Source organism: Streptomyces asoensis (assembly GCF_016860545.1).
Lineage (GTDB): Bacteria > Actinomycetota > Actinomycetes > Streptomycetales > Streptomycetaceae > Streptomyces > Streptomyces asoensis.
On record NZ_BNEB01000005.1, the window covers coordinates 2,102,087 to 2,118,845 of the forward strand.

The 16,759-nt window shown below is 73.6% G+C and carries 11 protein-coding genes; 5 read left to right on the forward strand and 6 right to left on the reverse strand.

What is annotated here, in order from left to right; translation table 11 throughout:
• The first annotated feature begins 185 nt into the window (after positions 1-185).
• Both Saso_RS31990 and Saso_RS31995 read left to right on the forward strand, forming a co-directional pair.
• Positions 186-1,880 (forward strand): AMP-binding protein, encoded by a 1,695-nt coding sequence (locus Saso_RS31990; protein ID WP_189922884.1) that lies wholly within the window; start codon positions 186-188, stop codon positions 1,878-1,880.
• Positions 1,881-1,895: 15 nt separating this feature from the next.
• A complete protein-coding gene (locus Saso_RS31995; RefSeq protein WP_189922882.1) occupies positions 1,896-2,723 on the forward strand; it encodes a PaaX family transcriptional regulator in 828 nt (275 codons plus the stop codon).
• 1 nt (position 2,724) lies between these two features.
• Here Saso_RS31995 and Saso_RS32000 read toward each other — a convergent pair whose 3' ends face one another.
• Both Saso_RS32000 and Saso_RS32005 read right to left on the reverse strand, forming a co-directional pair.
• Positions 2,725-5,148, reverse strand: a complete 2,424-nt coding sequence (locus Saso_RS32000; protein ID WP_372442519.1) for a bifunctional salicylyl-CoA 5-hydroxylase/oxidoreductase — start codon at positions 5,146-5,148, stop codon at positions 2,725-2,727.
• Positions 5,133-5,960 (reverse strand): enoyl-CoA hydratase family protein, encoded by an 828-nt coding sequence (locus tag Saso_RS32005; RefSeq protein WP_189922880.1) that lies wholly within the window; start codon positions 5,958-5,960, stop codon positions 5,133-5,135. The genes Saso_RS32000 and Saso_RS32005 overlap by 16 nt, the downstream gene beginning before the upstream one ends.
• A gap of 289 nt (positions 5,961-6,249) precedes the next feature.
• On the opposite strand from Saso_RS32005, the gene Saso_RS32010 reads away from it, so the two are divergent.
• The gene (locus Saso_RS32010; protein ID WP_229901321.1) at positions 6,250-6,732 is read left to right on the forward strand and encodes an ATP-binding protein; all 483 of its coding nucleotides are present in this window, start codon (positions 6,250-6,252) and stop codon (positions 6,730-6,732) included.
• Positions 6,733-6,750: 18 nt separating this feature from the next.
• Here the strand turns inward: Saso_RS32010 and argF are convergent, their stop codons facing one another.
• Entirely contained in the window at positions 6,751-7,761 is a 1,011-nt protein-coding gene (argF, locus tag Saso_RS32015) for an ornithine carbamoyltransferase (RefSeq protein WP_189922878.1), read from the reverse strand.
• Positions 7,762-7,870: 109 nt separating this feature from the next.
• Positions 7,871-9,094: an arginine deiminase gene (locus Saso_RS32020; protein ID WP_189922876.1), complete on the reverse strand. Its 1,224-nt coding sequence runs from the start codon at positions 9,092-9,094 to the stop codon at positions 7,871-7,873.
• 176 nt (positions 9,095-9,270) lie between these two features.
• Here Saso_RS32020 and Saso_RS32025 point away from each other — a divergent pair, with 176 nt between their 5' ends.
• Both Saso_RS32025 and Saso_RS32030 read left to right on the forward strand, forming a co-directional pair.
• Positions 9,271-10,473: an SPFH domain-containing protein gene (locus Saso_RS32025; protein WP_189922875.1), complete on the forward strand. Its 1,203-nt coding sequence runs from the start codon at positions 9,271-9,273 to the stop codon at positions 10,471-10,473.
• Positions 10,470-11,381 carry a diacylglycerol kinase catalytic domain-containing protein gene (locus Saso_RS32030; protein WP_189922874.1) on the forward strand — a complete coding sequence of 304 codons (912 nt, stop codon included), beginning with the start codon at positions 10,470-10,472 and terminating at the stop codon, positions 11,379-11,381. Before Saso_RS32025 ends, Saso_RS32030 begins: the two co-directional genes overlap by 4 nt.
• 60 nt (positions 11,382-11,441) lie before the next feature.
• Here Saso_RS32030 and Saso_RS32035 read toward each other — a convergent pair whose 3' ends face one another.
• Positions 11,442-14,021: a polynucleotide kinase-phosphatase gene (locus Saso_RS32035; RefSeq protein ID WP_189922873.1), complete on the reverse strand. Its 2,580-nt coding sequence runs from the start codon at positions 14,019-14,021 to the stop codon at positions 11,442-11,444.
• Complete coding sequence (locus tag Saso_RS32040; RefSeq protein ID WP_189922872.1) at positions 14,018-15,487, reverse strand: 3' terminal RNA ribose 2'-O-methyltransferase Hen1; 1,470 nt, start codon at positions 15,485-15,487, stop codon at positions 14,018-14,020. Before Saso_RS32040 ends, Saso_RS32035 begins: the two co-directional genes overlap by 4 nt.
• Between the last annotated feature and the right edge of the window lie 1,272 nt (positions 15,488-16,759).

The following is a 16,759-nucleotide window of genomic DNA, read 5'->3' on the forward strand; positions in this document are numbered from 1 at the left end:
CCTGCCTTGCCTGCTGTACCTGCTGCGCCTGCGGCCCGGGCAGGCGCCGACCCCGTCCGCCTCCGACATTATCGCGCACCGTTGACTGTCGTCACCAAGGCGCTACGCTCGTTGCGCGACCCCATGACGACACCAGCCCGGGCAGCCCGGCCGGACGGTCCATCCAGGCAAGGGGGCGAACGCCCATGAACGTCTCGGCCCACGTCGACACCTTCGCGCGCGACCACCTTCCGCCGCCCGGTCAGTGGCCGGGTCTCACCTTCGATCTGCCCGAACTGCGCTACCCGGACCGGGTGAACTGCGCCGCCGAGCTGCTCGACCGCGCCGCCGCGGAGCGGCCCGTGTTCCACACCGGCACCGGCCCGTCCTGGACGTACGGGGAGCTGCGCGCCCGCGTGGACCGGATAGCGCATCTGCTGAGCGGCGAGCTCGGGGTCGTCCCCGGCAACCGCGTGCTGCTGCGCGGCCCCACCACGCCCTGGCTCGCGGCCTGCTGGCTGGCGGTGCTCAAGGCGGGCGCGATCGCGGTGACCGTGCTGGCCCAGCAGCGGCCGAACGAGCTGCGCACCATGTGCGAGATCGCGCGCGTCGGGCACGCCCTGTGCGACGTCCGGGCCGTCGACGACCTCGTCAAGGCGGAGGTGCCCGGGCTGCGCGTCACGACGTACGGCGGCGACGCGCCCGACGACCTGCTGCTGCGCCCGGCCCCGCAGGAGCCGTACGAGGCCGTCGGGACCGCCTCCGACGACGTGGCGCTGATCGCGTTCACCTCCGGCACCACCGGCCGCCCCAAGGGCTGTCTGCACTTCCACCGGGACGTGCTGGCGATCGCCGACACCTTCTCCCGGCATGTGCTGAAGCCGCTGCCGGACGATGTCTTCGCGGGCAGTCCCCCGCTCGGCTTCACCTTCGGCCTCGGCGGACTGGTCGTGTTCCCGATGCGGGCCGGCGCCAGCGCGCTGCTGCTCGAACAGGCGGGCCCGCGGCAGCTGTTGCCCGCCATCGCCGAGCACCGGGTGAGCGTGCTGTTCACCGCGCCCACCGCCTACCGCGCGATGCTCGACGACCTGGGCGACCCGGACGGCCCCGGTGTGCCCGACGTCTCCTCGCTGCGCCGCTGTGTCTCCGCCGGGGAGAACCTGCCCGCGGCGACCTGGCGGGCCTGGCACGAGCGGACGGGACTGCGCCTGATCAACGGCATCGGGGCCACCGAACTGCTGCACATCTTCGTCTCGGCCGCCGACGAGCACATCCGGCCCGGCACGACCGGCGTCCCCGTGCCCGGCTGGCAGGCGCGCGTGCAGGACGCGCACGGCGAGCCGGTGCCCGACGGCGAGCCCGGACTGCTCGCCGTGCGCGGCCCGGTCGGCTGCCGCTACCTGGCCGACCCCCGCCAGCGGCAGTACGTGCGTGACGGCTGGAACATCACCGGCGACACCTACGTCCGCGAGTCCGACGGCTACTTCCGGTACGTCGCCCGGGCCGACGACATGATCATCTCGGCCGGGTACAACATCGCGGGTCCCGAGGTCGAGGAGGCCCTGCTGCGCCACCCGGAGGTGGTGGAGGCGGCGGTCGTGGGCCGTCCGGACGCGCGCCGGGGGCAGGTGGTCGTCGCGTTCGCCGTCCTGCGGGGCGGTGCCCGGCAGGACGCCGAGGCCCTGCGCGGGTTCCTGCGGCAGGAGTTGGCGCCCTACAAGTGCCCGCGCGAGTTCGTCTTCCTGGACGCCCTGCCGCGCACGGCGACCGGGAAGCTCCAGCGGTTCAGGCTGCGCGCCGAAGGCGGCACGCCCGGCAGCCGCGCCCCGAGCCGCGCCACACGCCCCGGCCCCGGCCCCGGCGATGACACCGATCGTGACACCGATGGTGACCAGCAGTGATACCGACGACCTAAGATGATCAACGTGTCCGATCAGCCCGCACCCCGGTCTCTCATCGTCACGCTCTACGGCGCGTACGGCCGCTTCGCGCCGGGCCCGGTGCCCGTCGCCGAGCTGATCCGGCTGCTCGCCGCGGTCGGTGTCGACGCTCCCTCCGTGCGCTCCTCGGTCTCCCGGCTCAAGCGGCGCGGACTGCTGCTGCCGGCCCGCACGGCACAGGGCGCGGCGGGATATGAACTGTCGGACGAGGCAAGGCAGTTGCTGGAGGACGGCGACCGGCGCATCTACGCCACGGCCCCGCCCGCGGACGAGGGCTGGGTGCTGGCGGTGTTCTCCGTGCCGGAGTCGGAGCGGCAGAAGCGGCACGTGCTGCGCTCGCGGCTCGCGGGCCTGGGGTTCGGCACCGCGGCCCCCGGCGTGTGGATCGCTCCGGCGCGTCTGCACGACGAGACCCGGCACACGCTGCGCCGGCTGCGTCTGGACCCGTACGTGGACCTGTTCCGGGGCGAGCACCTCGGGTTCTCGCCGACGGTGGAGTCCGTCGCCCGCTGGTGGGACCTGGCGGCCATCGCCAAGGAGCACGAGACCTTCCTCGACACCCACGCGCGGGTCCTGCACTCCTGGCGGCGGCGGACGGACACCCCGCCCGAGGAGGCCTACCGGGACTACCTGCTCGCGCTGGACTCCTGGCGGCACCTGCCCTACACCGACCCCGGCCTGCCCGCCCGTCTCCTCCCCGAGGGCTGGCCCGGCACCCGTTCCGCCGCCGTCTTCCAGGAGCTGCACGACCGTCTGCGGGACGCGGGCGCCCGGTTCGCGGGCGTCACGGCGCCCGCGCCGTGAGTCACCCGGCCGGACCCGCGGCCGCCCGGCCCGCGCGCCGCGTCCGGGGCGCGTCGGTGCGGCCGGTGCGCGGGGGTCGGCTGCCCGCACGGTAGGGGGCGGGCCAGGGCGCGCCGGGCCCGGTGTAGCCCTGTTCGGCGGCCGCGTGCAGGGTCCAGTTCGGGTCGTACAGGTGCGGCCTGGCGAGCGCGCACAGGTCCGTACGGCCCGCCAGGATCAGTGAGTTGACGTCGTCCCAGGAGGAGATCGCGCCGACCGCGATGACGGGCACCCGCACCTCGTGGCGGATGCGGTCCGCGAAGGGGGTCTGGTACGAGCGCCCGTGGGCGGGCCGTTCCTCGGCCACCACCTGTCCGGTCGACACGTCGATCGCGTCGGCGCCGTGGGCGGCGAAGGCCCGGGCGATCTCCACGGCGTCGTCGGCCGACGTGCCGCCCGGGGCCCAGTCGGTGGCGGAGATGCGGACGGTCATCGGCCGTTCGGCCGGCCACACCGCGCGGACCGCGTCGAAGACCTCGAGCGGGAACCGCAGCCGCCGGGTGAGCGGGCCTCCGTAGGCGTCCGTGCGGTGGTTGGTGAGCGGGGAGAGGAACCCGGAGAGCAGATAGCCGTGGGCGCAGTGCAGTTCGAGGAGGTCGAAGCCGGCCCGGGCGGCCCGCCGGGCGGCGTCGGCGAACTCGTGGCGCAGGTCGGTGAGCTGGGCCCGGGTGAGCGCCCGGGGCACGGGGCCGTCCGGTTTGTAGGGCAGCGAGGAGGCGGCCACGAGCGGCCAGTTGCCGTCGGGCAGCGGTTCGTCCATGCCCTCCCACATGAGCCTCGTCGAGCCCTTGCGCCCGCTGTGGCCGAGCTGGACGCCGATCGCGGTGCCCGGCGCCCGGTCGTGCACGAAGTCGGTGACGCGCCGCCAGGCGTCGCCCTGCCGGGCGGTCCACAGACCGGTGCAGCCGGGCGTGATGCGTCCGTGTGCCGACACGCACACCATCTCGGTCATCACCAAGGCGGCCCCGCCGAGTGCGCGGGCGCCCAGATGGACGAGGTGGAAGTCGTCGGGCAGACCGTCGGTCGCCGAGTACATGTCCATGGGCGAGACGACGACCCGGTTGCGCAGGGTCAGGCCGCGCAGGCGGAACGGGGTGAACATCGGGGGCGTGCCGGGCGGGCAGCCCGCCTCCCGCTCCACGGCGTCGGTGAAGCGCGGATCGCGCAGCCGCAGGTTGTCGTGGGTGACCCGGCGGCTGCGGGTGAGCAGGTTGAAGGCGAACCTGCGGGGCGGCTGGTCCCGGTAGAGGGCGAGGTTCTCGAACCACTCCAGGCTGGCCCGGGCGGCCCGTTGGGTGGAGGCGACGACCGGTCTGCGCTCCTCCTCGTAGGCGCTCAATGCCTCGCCCACGTCGTGGTGTTCGCCCAGACACGCGGTCAGGGCCAGCGCGTCCTCGACGGCGAGCTTGGTGCCGGAGCCGATGGAGAAGTGGGCGGTGTGGGCGGCGTCGCCGAGCAGGACGACGTTCCCGTGCGACCAGTGCTCGTTGACGACGGTGCGGAAGACGGTCCAGGCGGAGTTGTTCGACCGCAGCGGGCGTCCGCCGAGGGCGTCCGAGAAGATCTCGGCGCAGCGCTCCACGGACTCGCGCTCGTCCGATCCGTCGAAGCCGGCCGCCCGCCAGACCTCCTCCCGCATCTCGACGATCACCGTCGAGGCGTCGGCCGCGTAGGGGTAGCCGTGCAACTGGACGACGCCGTACGGGGTCTCGGCGATCTCGAAGCGGAAGGCGTCGAAGGCGAAGTCCGCGGCGAGCCAGATGTAGCGGCAGCGGTGGCCGCTCACCCGCGGGCGGAAGATCCCGGCGTACGCCTCACGGACGGCGCTGTGGACTCCGTCGGCGGCGACGACGAGGTCGTACCCCTCGGCCAGCCGTGCGGGGTGGGGCGCTTCGGTGCGCAGGCGCAGGTCCACGCCGAGACGGCGGCAGCGTTCGTGCAGGATCTCCAGGAGCCGGCGCCGGCCGAGTGCGGCGAAGCCGTGGCCCGTGGAGGTGTGCCGGGTGCCGCGGCGCACGATGCCGATGTCGTCCCAGCGGACGAAGTCCCGCTGGAGGGCCGCGTAGACCTCCGGGTCGGCGTGTTCGATGCCGCCGAGGGTCTCGTCGGACAGGACGACTCCGAAGCCGAAGGTGTCGTCGGGGGCGTTGCGCTCCCAGAGGGTGATCTCCCGGGCGGGGTCGTCGCGTTTGAGCAGGGCCGCCGCGTAGAGACCGCCGGGGCCGCCGCCGACGACCGCGACCCGCAGGGGGGCGCCCGCCGGTCCGGGCGGCCGCGGACGCGGGGCGGCCGTTCCCGGTCCGCGGCCGGGCCGCTCCCCGGTGTGGGCTCCGGCCTGTGCGGACGAGACCCGCTCCCCGGCCGCCACGCCTACCGTCCCCGCCACTTCACCGGGCGCTTCTGGGTGAACGCCGCGTGGAACTCGGCGTAGTCCTCGCCGTTCATCAGGAGGGCCTGGGTCGCCGCGTCCAGTTCCACGGCCGCCGCCAGGGGCATGTCCAGCTCGGCCGTCAGCAGGGCCTTGGTCTGCGCGTGGGCCAGGGCCGGGCCGTCGGCGAGCCGGCGGGCCAGCGCCTGTGCGGCCTCGTCGGCGCGGCCCTCGTCGGTGAGTTCGCTGATGAGGCCGATGCGCTCGGCCTCGGGGGCCCGGACGGGTTCGCCGAGCATGAGCAGCCGGGTGGCGTGCCCGAGGCCCACGACGCGGGGCAGCAGGTAGGCGGCCCCCATGTCGCCCCCGGAGAGGCCGACGCGGGTGAAGAGGAACGCGAAGCGGGCGCTGGGGTCGGCGACCCGGAAGTCGGCGGCCAGGGCGAGGACCGCGCCGGCGCCCGCGGCGACGCCGTGCACGGCCGCGACGACCGGGAAGGGGCATTCCCGCACGGCCCGCACGACCTGGCCGGTCATCCGGTTGAAGTCCAGCAGGGTCGCGGTGTCCATGCCGAGGGTGGCGCCGATGATCTCGTCGACGTCACCGCCCGAGCAGAAGCCGCGCCCTTCGCCGGCCAGGACCAGGGCGCGGACCGACCGCTCCCGGGACAGTTCGGCCAGCAGGTCACGCAGGTCGGCGTAGGCGCCGAAGGTGAGGGCGTTGAGCTTCTGCGGACGCGCCAGGGTGACGGTCGCGACGCCGTCGGCGACGTCGACGCGCAGATGGTGCCAGTCGGAGGTGCGGGCGGCGGAGCCGGTGAAGGGACTCATGAGGGCGGCCTCCTCGACGGTCGCCTCCGAAGTTATCACCTACTTCTGACCATCGTCACGAGTACGCGATAGAAGGGCCGGGAATCATCACCGTGTCACGGCGGGACATGGTCTCGTCACACACGTCACCGGTCGTCGATAGCGCGGTAACAACGGGATCGGGTGCGGGAGGCCGGGCGTTGTGCCGGGTAAGCCGCCGGACAGGGGGCCGAAGGCCCCGGACGGTGTCCGCCGAGCGCCTGCGCCGGAAGCGCCGTACCATTCTCGAAATCGAAAGCAGGACCGTCCGATGCCGATCACGGGGACCTGCGCCATGAACGGACTCGCCTTGCACGAACGCCCCTCCGAACCGGCCGCCTCCTGGCGTATCGCGCTGCCGCACTCCGCCGCAGCAGTTCCGGTGGCCCGTGCGCTGGTCCGTACGGCGCTGGCGGAGCTGAAGCACGGGGCGGACAGCGACACCGCGGAGCTGCTGACCGCCGAGCTGGTGGCGAACGCCGTGGAGCACACCGCGGGTGACTCGCCGATAGAGCTGGTGGTGGAGCTCCAGCCGACCGGCTGCCGGGTCGAGGTGCACGATCCCGACCCGCTTCCGCCCGGTGATCTCACCTGCCCCCGCGGGGAGCCCGACCCCTGGCAGGAGCACGGGCGCGGGCTGCTGCTGATCCGCGCCCTCAGCTCGTCGTGCGGGCACCGGCCCACCGAACAGGGCAAGGCGGTGTGGTTCAGGCTGGCCGCGGTTCCGCCGCAGCGGCGCCCGCACCCGGCGTGACCGGGGCCGCGCAAGCGCTCAGGCGAGGGTCGCGACGAGCACGGCCTTGATGGTGTGCAGGCGGTTCTCCGCCTCGTCGAAGACGACGGAGTGGGCCGACTCGAACACCTCGTCCGTGACCTCGAGGCAGTCCAGTCCGTGACTCTCGTGGATCTCGCGGCCGACCTTGGTGCCGAGGTCGTGGAAGGCCGGGAGGCAGTGCAGGAAGCGGACGTCCGGGTTGCCGGTGGCGCGCAGGACGTCCATGGTCACCGCGTACGGACGCAGGGCGGTGATCCGCTCGTCCCAGACCTCCTTGGGTTCCCCCATGGAGACCCACACGTCGGTGGCGACGAAGTCGGCTCCCGCCACGCCCTCGGCGAGGTCCTCGGTGAGCAGGATCGTGGCCCCGGAGCCGGCGGCCAGCTCGTGGGCCCGCGCGACCACCTCGTCCGCCGGCCAGTACTCCTTGGGCGCGACGACACGGACGTCCATGCCGAGCAGGGCGCCGGTGACCAGGTAGGAGTTGCCCATGTTGAAGCGGGCGTCCCCGAGGTAGGCCAGGACGATCCCGTCGTCGAGGCTCTTGGCGCAGTGCTCGGTCATCGTGAGCACGTCGGCGAGCATCTGGGTGGGGTGCCAGTCGTCGGTGAGGCCGTTGTAGACCGGCACGCCCGCGTGGGCGGCGAGTTCCTCGACCTTGCGCTGGCTGTCCCCGCGGTACTCGATGCCGTCGTACATGCGGCCCAGCACCCGGGCGGTGTCCTTCACGGACTCCTTGTGCCCGATCTGGGAGCCGGCGGGGTCCAGGTAGGTGGTCGACGCCCCCTGGTCGGCGGCGGCGACCTCGAACGCGCAGCGGGTGCGCGTCGAGGTCTTCTCGAAGATCAGGGCGATGTTCCTGCCGCGCAGGTGCTGGACCTCGGCCCCGGCCTTCTTGGCCGCCTTCAGCTCCGCGGCCAGCTCGACCAGGCCGCGGAACTCCTCCCGGGTGAAGTCCAGCTCCTTGAGGAAGTGGCGGCCGGCGAGGGCGGTCGGGACTGTCGCCATGGGGGTCGCTCCAGAAGTGCGGTGAAGACAGCAGTGCGGGTCACTGCGGTGACAGGGACCCTCGGAAGTCTATACGACCCTCAGCATTTTTATACAGACGGCTGTACGTCTATACGGCACTCCGTTCGACCGGGCAGCTCATACAGCGCGGGCCGCCCCTCCCCCGGCCCAGCTCGCTGCCGGGGATCTCGATCACCTCGATGCCCTGCTTGCGCAGATGGGTGTTGGTGGTGACGTTGCGCTCGTAGGCGACGACGACGCCCGGCTCCACGGCCAGGACGTTGCAGCCGTCGTCCCACTGCTCCCGCTCGGCCGCGTGGACGTCCTGGGTGGCCGTGAGCACGCGGATCTCGCTCAGGCCGAGCGCCGCGGCGATCGCCCGGTGCATGTGCTCCGGCGGATGGTCGGTGACCTTCAACTCCTTCTCGCCGACACCCGGTTCGATGGTGTACGAGCGCAGCATGCCGAGGCCCGCGTACTGGGTGAAGGTGTCGCCGTCCACCATGGTCATCACGGTGTCGAGGTGCATGAAGGCCCGCCGCTTCGGCATGTCGAGGGCCACGATCGTCTCGGCCGAGCCGGCCGCGAACAGCTTGTGGGCGAGCATCTCGACGGCCTGCGGGGTGGTGCGCTCGCTCATGCCGATCAGCACGGCCCCGTTGCCGATGACGAGCACGTCACCGCCCTCGATGGTGGACGGATAGTCGGCCTGCCCCTCGGACCAGACCCGGAACGTCTCGTCGCGGAACAGCGGGTGGTGGCGGTAGATCGCCTCGAAGTGGACGGTCTCCCGTCTGCGGGCCGGCCAGCGCATGGCGTTGATCGCCACGCCGTCGTAGATCCAGGCGGAGGTGTCACGGGTGAAGAGGTGGTTGGGGAGCGGATCGAGGAGGAAGTCGTCCAGGTCCATGACGTGGAAGCGGACCGAGGTCGGTTCGGGGTGCGCCTCCAGGAACTCCCGTTTGGTCATGCCGCCGACGAGGGCCTCCGCCAGGTCCGGGGCGGGGAGCGTGCCGAAGGCGGCGCGGAGGTGGTCGGTGGCGAGCACCCCGTACTCCTTCTCGTCGAAGACCCTGTCCAGGACGAGCGACCGGGCCGCCGGGATCTCCAGGGCCTCGGTGAGCAGGTCGCCGAAGAGGTGCACGGCGACCCCGCGGTCGCGCAGCACGTCCGCGAACCCGTCGTGCTCGGCGCGCGCCCGGCGCACCCAGAGCACGTCGTCGAAGAGAAGGGCGTCCTTGTTGCTGGGGGTGAGCCTTTTGAGCTCGAGATCCGGCCGGTGCAGGATGACGCGGCGCAGCCGCCCGGCTTCGGAGTCGACTTGGAATCCCATGCCTCCATCCTGACCACCGAAGACCGCCTTCACCCCCTACAGGACCGTTTCCGTCACGGGCTTGTTCGTCCCACCGCCCCCGGCCTCCCCTTCTCGTCCCCTTGACGACAAAGGGAGGCCCGACTATCGTTTTCCTTATCGTCGCACTGACGAAAAACGATCCAGGGGGGTCACCCATGGCCGACATCACCCGGCGCCTCGGCTGGCGCCATCTGCGCGGCGCTCCCACGGCGCACGTGCGCCACCACCGCTCCGGCGCGCTGGTGCACGACGGACCCGGACTCAGCTTCTGGTTCCGCGCGCTGAGCGCCGCGCTCTCCGAAGTGCCGGTGGACGACCGTGAGCTGGCGATGACCTTCCACGCCCGCACGGCCGACTTCCAGGACGTCACGGTGCAGGCCACCGTGACCTACCGGGTCAGCGACCCGGCCGTCGCCGCCGCCCGGCTCGACTTCTCCATCGACCCCGACACCGGCGTGTGGCGCGGCGCACCCCTGGAACAGCTCGCCACCCTGCTCACCGAGACGGCCCAGCAGCACGCGCTGGACGTCCTCGCGCGTACCTCCCTGGCATCGGCGCTGGCCGACGGCGTGACGGCGGTGCGGGAGCGGGTCGCGGCGGGGCTGGCGGCCGAGCCGCGGCTGCCGGCCACGGGCATCGAGATCGTGGCCGTGCGCGTCGTCGCGCTGCGTCCGGAGCCGGAGGTCGAACGCGCGCTGCGCACCCCGGCGCGCGAGCAGATCCAGCAGGAGGCCGACCGGGCCACGTACGAACGGCGGGCGGTGGCCGTCGAGCGGGAGCGGACGATCGCCGAGAACGAACTCGCCAGCAAGATCGAACTCGCCCGCCGCGAGGAACAACTGGTCGAGCAGCGCGGCACGAACACGCGGCGTGAGGCGGAGGAGAGCGCGGCGGCGGACAAGGTGCGGGCCGAGGCGGAGGCGACCCGGTCCGTCCGGCTCGCGGAGGCCGAGGCCGCGCGGGCGGTGAAGCTCGCGGAGGCCGAGGCGGCGCGGGCGGTGAAGCTCGCGGAGGCCGAGGCGGCGAAGCAGGTGAAGCTGGCCGAGGCCGAGGCGGCGAAGCAGGTGCGGCTGGCGGACGCCGAGGGCCTGCGCACCGAGCGGCTGACGCAGGCGGAGGCCGCCCGCACGGTGCAGCTCGCCCGCGCCGAGGCGCAGGCGGCGCGCGAGGTCGGCGAGGCACGGGCCCAGGCGCAGGCCGCCTGGCTGCGGGTCCACGCGGACGTCGACGTGGCGACCCTGCACGCGCTCACCGGGACACGACTCGCCGAGAACCTGCCGCACATCGAGAGCGTCACGATCTCGCCGGACGTCCTCACCGGGCTGCTGTCGAGGCTCGGCGCCGGGGAACGGGAGTGAGTCTCGCCCCGCGGGCCGTGCTGGTCCACCGCACCACGGAGTACGAGGAGCTGGTGGCCCGGCACGGCACCCACGGCCAGGCCGCCTTCTTCCTGTCCTCGCGGGGCCGTGACATCGAGGAGGTCGCCGAGCGCCACCGGCGCACCCGGCGCGCCCTCGCGGAGGTCACGGCCGCGATCCCCCTGACCTGGCGGCAGACCCGGGTGGAACGCGCCGACCTGGACCGCTTCCTCTTCGCGCCCGAGGACGTGGTGGTCGTGGTCGGCCAGGACGGCCTGGTGGCCAACGCCGCCAAGTACCTGGCCGGTCAGCCGGTGGTGGGCATCGACACCGACCCCGGCCGCAATCCGGGCGTCCTGGTCCGCCACCGCCCCGGCGACGCCCGGCGGCTCCTGCCCGCGGCGCTCTCCGCGGCCACCGGCGCGGACGAACTGACCATGGTCGAGGCGGTCGCCGACGACACCCAGCGGCTGCTGGCCCTCAACGAGATCTACCTCGGCGCCGCGGGCCACCAGACCGCCCGCTACCGCCTGGGCCTCGACGACGACGGGGGTGCCGTCGAGGCCCAGGCCTCCTCCGGGGTCCTGGTGGGCACCGGGACGGGGGCCACCGGCTGGATCCGGTCGGTGTGGCAGGAGCGGGGCGGCGCGGCCGACGCCGGACTGCGGCTGCCCGGCCCGACGGAGGACCGGCTGGTGTGGTTCGTGCGGGAGGCGTGGCCCTCCCCCGCCACCGGCACCTCCCTGGTCGCCGGTGAGCTGACGGCCGGCGGCCACCTCACCCTCACCGTCGAGTCGGAACGCCTCATCGCCTTCGGTGACGGCATCGAGTCCGACGCCGTCGAACTGACGTGGGGCCAGCGGGTCAGGGTGTCGAGAGCGGCGACGGCCCTGCGCCTCCTCGGCTGAGCGCCCGGTCCGTGCCGTCGGCGGGGACCGGCCCAGGGGGTGTCGGACACCCCCGGGGCCTCACAGCCTGGGGTCCACCGGCTCCGACTCCAGGGCCAGCACCCCGAACACCGCCTCGTGGACGCGCCACAGCGGCTCGCCCTCCGCCAGCCGCGCCAGCGCCTCCAGCCCGAGCACGTACTCGCGGATCGCCAGCGACCGCTTGTGGTTGAGGAAACGGCCGCGCAGCCGGGCGAGGTTGTCGGGACGCGTGTACTCCGGACCGTAGATGATCCGCAGGTACTCGCGGCCCCGGCACTTGATGCCCGGCTGGACCAGCCGTCCGCCCTCACCGCGGACCACGGCGCCCAGCGGCTTGACGACCATGCCCTCGCCGCCCCGGCCCGTCATCTCCAGCCACCAGTCGACACCGGCCCGCACCGACTCGGCGTCGCCCGTGTCGACGTAGAGACGCCGGGTCGTGCGCAGCAGGCCCGTGTTGTCGTGCTCCACCAGCCGGTCGATGAGCGCCAGCTGCTCGTCGTGGGGCAGGCCGGCCAGGCTGCGGCCCTGGACCGCGAGGATCTGGAACGGCGCCAGCCGCACGCCCTCCAGCCCCTGCGTCGGCCAGCAGTACCGGCGGTACGCCTGTGTGAACGCGGCCGCGTCCGAGGCGCGTTCACGCTGACGGGACAGCAGGTCCCCCACGTCGACGCCCCTGGCCGCCGCGCCCTCCAGGGCCGACAGCGCACCCGGGAAGACCGCGCCGGACGCGGCGCCGACCGCCGCGTACTGGGAGCGCAGCAGCCCCGAGGCCTTGAGCGACCACGGCATCAGCTCCGCGTCCAGCAGCAGCCAGTCCGTGTCCAGTTCGGCCCACAGGCCCGCCTCGTCCACCGCCGTCCGTATCCGCCCGAGGACCTCCTCGGTGACGGTCGCGTCGTCGAAGAACGGCCGGCCCGTCCGGGTGTAGAGCGAACCCGTGGGACCCGCCTCCGAGCCCGGGACGCCCGCGACGCCGAACCGCTTGCGGGCCGTCTCCGCGTCCCGGCACACCAGGGCCACCGCACGGGAGCCCATGTGCTTCTCCTCGCACACGACCCGCGCCACACCGTCCTGCGCGTACTGCGCGAAGGCCTCCGCGGGGTGCTCCAGGTAGCCCTCGACGTGCGAGGTGGCCGTCGGCGCCATCGTCGGCGGGAGGTACGGCAGCAGACGCGGGTCCACCGCGAACCGGCTCATCACCTCCAGGGCCGCGGCCGCGTTCTCCTCACGGACGGAGACCCGGCTCTGGCCCTCGAAGCGGGTCTCGACGACCCGCCGGCCCCGGACGTCCGCCAGGTCCAGCGGTCGGCCGTCGTGCCCGCCCGGAGCCTCCGAGCGCAGCGGCTTGACCGGCTCGTACCAGACCTGCTCCGCCGGTACGTCGACCAGCTCCCGTTCCGGCCAGCGCAGCGCGGTCAGCTTGCCGCCGAACACCGCGCCGGTGTCCAGGCAGATGGTGTTGTTCAGCCAGGTCGCCTCGGGGACGGGCGTGTGCCCGTAGACCACCGCCGCGCGGCCCCGGTAGTCCTCCGCCCACGGGTAGCGCACCGGCAGACCGAACTCGTCGGTCTCCCCGGTGGTCTCGCCGTACAGCGCGTGCGAGCGGACCCGGCCGGAGGTGCGGCCGTGGTACTTCTCCGGCAGACCCGCGTGGCAGACCACGAGCCTGCCCCCGTCGAGGACGTAGTGGCTGACCAGGCCCGCGATGAACTCCCGCACCTCGGTGCGGAACTCCTCGCTCTCGCCCGCCATCTGCTCGACGGTCTCGGCCAGACCGTGGGTCTGCTGGACCTGCCGACCGCGCAGGAGGCGCCCGTACTTGTTCTCGTGGTTGCCGGGCACGCACAGCGCGTTGCCCGACTTGACCATCCCCATCACGCGGCGCAGCACACCCGGGCTGTCCGGCCCGCGGTCGACCAGGTCACCGACGAACACGGCCTGCCGGCCGTCCGGGTGGACGCCGTCCGCGTAACCCAGCTTCGCCAGCAGGCTCTCCAGCTCCCGGGCGCAGCCGTGGATGTCGCCGATGATGTCGAAGGGCCCGCCGAGGTGGGTCAGGTCGTTGTAGCGCTTCTCGGTGACGACACGGGCGCCGCGGATGTCCTCGACGCCCCGCAGGACGTGCACCTTGCGGAAGCCCTCGCGCTCCAGGTGGCGCAGGCTGCGGCGCAGTTCGCGGATGTGGCGCTGGATGACCCGGCGGGGCATGTCGGCGCGGTCGGTGCGGGCCGCGTTGCGTTCGGCGCACACCTCCTCCGGCACCTCCAGCACGATGGCGATGGGCAGCACGTCGTACTGCTTGGCCAGCTCGACCAGCTGACGGCGGGCCTCCGGCTGCACGCTGGTGGCGTCCACCACCGTGCGCCGGCCGGCCGCGAGGCGCTTGCCCGCGATGTAGTGCAGGACGTCGAAGGCGTCCCGCGTGGCGCTCTGGTCGTTCTCGTCGTCGGAGACCAGCCCCCGGCAGAAGTCGGAGGAGATGACCTCGGTGGACCTGAAGTGCTCCCGTGCGAACGTGGACTTGCCGGATCCGGACGCGCCGATCAGGACGACGAGGGAGAGGTCGGTGACGGACAGGGTACGGCCCTGCTCCGTGACGATCCGGGTCTCGCTCATGCTGCCTTCGCCTCCTTCTCGGTCGCGCCGCCCTGGGTGAAGACGGCCATCTGGGTGGGCGGTCCGACCTCCGGGTCGTCCGGGCCGACCGGGACGAACCCGACGTCGTAGCCGTGCCGTTCGGCGACCGCGGCCGCCCAGCCGCGGAACTCCTCACGGGTCCACTCGAAACGGTGGTCGCCGTGCCGTACGTGGCCTGCCGGGAGGCTCTCCCAGCGGACGTTGTACTCGACGTTCGGGGTGGTCACCACGACCGTGCGCGGACGCGCCGAGCCGAACACCGCGTACTCCAGGGCGGGCAGCCTGGGCAGGTCGAGGTGTTCGATCACCTCGCTGAGCACGGCCGCGTCGTATCCCTCGAGGCGGGTGTCGGTGTAGGCGAGCGAGCCCTGGACCAGCCGGACGCGGGACGCCTGCCGCTCCCCCATCCGGTCCAGCTTCAGCCGGCGGGAGGCGATGGTGAGGGCGCGCACCGACACGTCGACGCCGACGATCTCGGTGAAGCGCGGGTCCTTCAGCAGCGCCTGCACCAACTGGCCCTGTCCGCAGCCGAGGTCGAGGACCCGGGCGGCACCGGACTGCGTGAGCGCCGTGAGGATCGCCTCGCGGCGCAGCACGGCCAGCGGGGTCGGGCGCTCCTCCGTCTCGGCCTCCGCCTCGACCGCGTTGTCGATCTCCTCGACCGCGCTGTCGTCGGCCTCGGCGAGCCGGACCAGCTCCAGGCGCTCCATCGCCTGCCGGGTCAGCGACCAGCGGCGCGAGAGGTAGCGGCTGGTGATCAGCTTCTGTTCGGGGTGGTCGGGCAACCAGCCCTCACCGGCGCGCAGCAGCTTGTCGACCTCGTCGGAGGACACCCAGTAGTGCTTGGCGTCGTCGAGGACGGGCAGCAGGACGTACAGGTGGCGCAGGGCCTCGGCGACGGTCAGGCGCTCCGACTCCAGGACCAGGCTCACGTACCGCGAGTCGCCCCACTGCGGGAACTCCGTGTCCAGCGGGACCGGTTCGGCGCTCACCGTCCAGCCGAGCGGCTCGAACAGCGCGCGTACGAGCCCGGCGCCGCCGCGAGCGGGCAGCGCGGGCACCTCGATCCGCAACGGCCGCGGCTGCGCGGGCAGTTCGGGCTTGGCCGCGCACACCCCGCGCATCGCGCTGGAGAACACGGCGCTCAGGGCGACCGCGAGCAGTGAGGAGGCCGCGTAGGGGCGGTCGTTGACGTACTGCGCGAGGGCCGCGTCCGGGGCGCCGCCCCGGCCCTTGCCCTTGCCGCGCCTGACCAGCGCCACGGCGTCGACCTCCAGCAGCAGCGCCGCCGTGCAGCGATCGGCCGCCGCCTCGGGGTAGAGGACATGGGCCGTGCCGTACGAGGTGGAGAACGTCTGCGCGTTGTCCGGGTGCTTGTGCAGCAGGAAGCCCAGGTCGGTGGCGGGACGCTCGGGGGTGCCGGTGGTGCTGATCGTCAGGAACACGTGGGTGCCTCGGTAAGGTTCGGAAAAAGGAGCGGAAGCGCTGTTCGAACGCTCGCCCGCCCCTACAACGTACCGACAACACCCGGACACCACGCACGATTTTCCCACCCACCCACCCCCGTCCGCCCTGGTCAGCCCCATCGCCCGGGATGCTACGGGTGAGGTATCGCGGACGGATCGCCGCGGGCGCGGTATCGCGGGCCGACCGCTGGGGGCCGGGTATTGCGCGCCGACCGCTGTGGGCGCGTGGCCGCGGTCAACGTGTCGCGGACGGGCCGCCATAGGCGAGCCGCTGCGGACGCGCTGCCGCGGACGGGGCGCTGCGCGGACGGGCTGCCCTGGACGGGCCGCTACGGACGCGCCGCCGCGGACGGCGTCGGCTGCGGGGGCCCTGGGGCGGGGGCCGTGGGCCACGGGGGCTGTGAGCAACGTGTCGCGGGCGGCGGGCCGCGCGGACGGGGTGTCGCGGGCGGAGTATCGCGGGCCAGCCGCCGCAGGCAGGGTCGGCCGTGGAGGGCGTGCTCAGCGTGTCACGGTAGGCGGGCCGCTGCGGAGGGGTTGTCGCGGGCCAACCGCCGCAGGCGAGCTCGGCCGTGGGGGGCGTGGGCAGCGTGTCGCGCGAGGCGGGCCGCTACGGGCCAGCCGCCGCAGGCAGGGCCGGCCGTGGGGGGGACGTGCTCAGCGTGTCACGGTAGGCGGGCCGCTGCGGAGGGGTTGTCGCGGGCCAACCGCCGCAGGCGAGCTCGGCCGTGGGGGGCGTGGGCAGCGTGTCGCGCGAGGCGGGCCGCTACGGGCCAGCCGCCGCAGGCAGGGTCGGCCGTGGGGGGCGTGCTCAGCGTGTCACGGTAGGCGGGCCGCTGCGGAGGGGTTGTCGCGGGCCAACCGCCGCAGGCGAGCTCGGCCGTGGGGGGCGTGGGCAGCGTGTCGCGCGAGGCGGGCCGCTACGGGCCAGCCGCCGCAGGCAGGGTCGGCCGTGGGGGGCGTGCTCAGCGTGTCGCGCGAGGCGGGCCGCTACGGGCCAGCCGCCGCAGGCAGGGTCGGCCGTGGGGGGCGTGCTCAGCGTGTCACGGTAGGCGGGCCGCTGCGGAGGGGTTGTCGCGGGCCAACCGCCGCAGGCGAGCTCGGCCGTGGGGGGCGTGGGCAGCGTGTCGCGCGAGGCGGGCCGCTACGGGCCAGCCGCCGCAGGCAGGGTCGGCCGTGGGGGGCGTGCTCAGCGTGTCACGGTAGGCGGGCCGCTGCGGAGGGGTTGTCGCGGGCCAACCACCGCAGGCG

Excerpts from the sequence above, each read along its gene's own strand:
- Saso_RS32025 (WP_189922875.1), top strand. The coding sequence starts at position 9,271 with ATGGCCGACATCACCCGGCGCCTCGGCTGGCGCCATCTGCGCGGCGCT.
- Saso_RS31990 (WP_189922884.1), top strand. The coding sequence starts at position 186 with ATGAACGTCTCGGCCCACGTCGACACCTTCGCGCGCGACCACCTTCCG.
- Saso_RS32035 (WP_189922873.1), bottom strand. The coding sequence starts at position 14,021 with ATGAGCGAGACCCGGATCGTCACGGAGCAGGGCCGTACCCTGTCCGTC.
- Saso_RS32010 (WP_229901321.1), top strand. The coding sequence starts at position 6,250 with ATGCCGATCACGGGGACCTGCGCCATGAACGGACTCGCCTTGCACGAA.
- Saso_RS32005 (WP_189922880.1), bottom strand. The coding sequence starts at position 5,960 with ATGAGTCCCTTCACCGGCTCCGCCGCCCGCACCTCCGACTGGCACCAT.
- argF (WP_189922878.1), bottom strand. The coding sequence starts at position 7,761 with ATGGCGACAGTCCCGACCGCCCTCGCCGGCCGCCACTTCCTCAAGGAG.
- Saso_RS32020 (WP_189922876.1), bottom strand. The coding sequence starts at position 9,094 with ATGGGATTCCAAGTCGACTCCGAAGCCGGGCGGCTGCGCCGCGTCATC.
- Saso_RS31995 (WP_189922882.1), top strand. The coding sequence starts at position 1,896 with ATGATCAACGTGTCCGATCAGCCCGCACCCCGGTCTCTCATCGTCACG.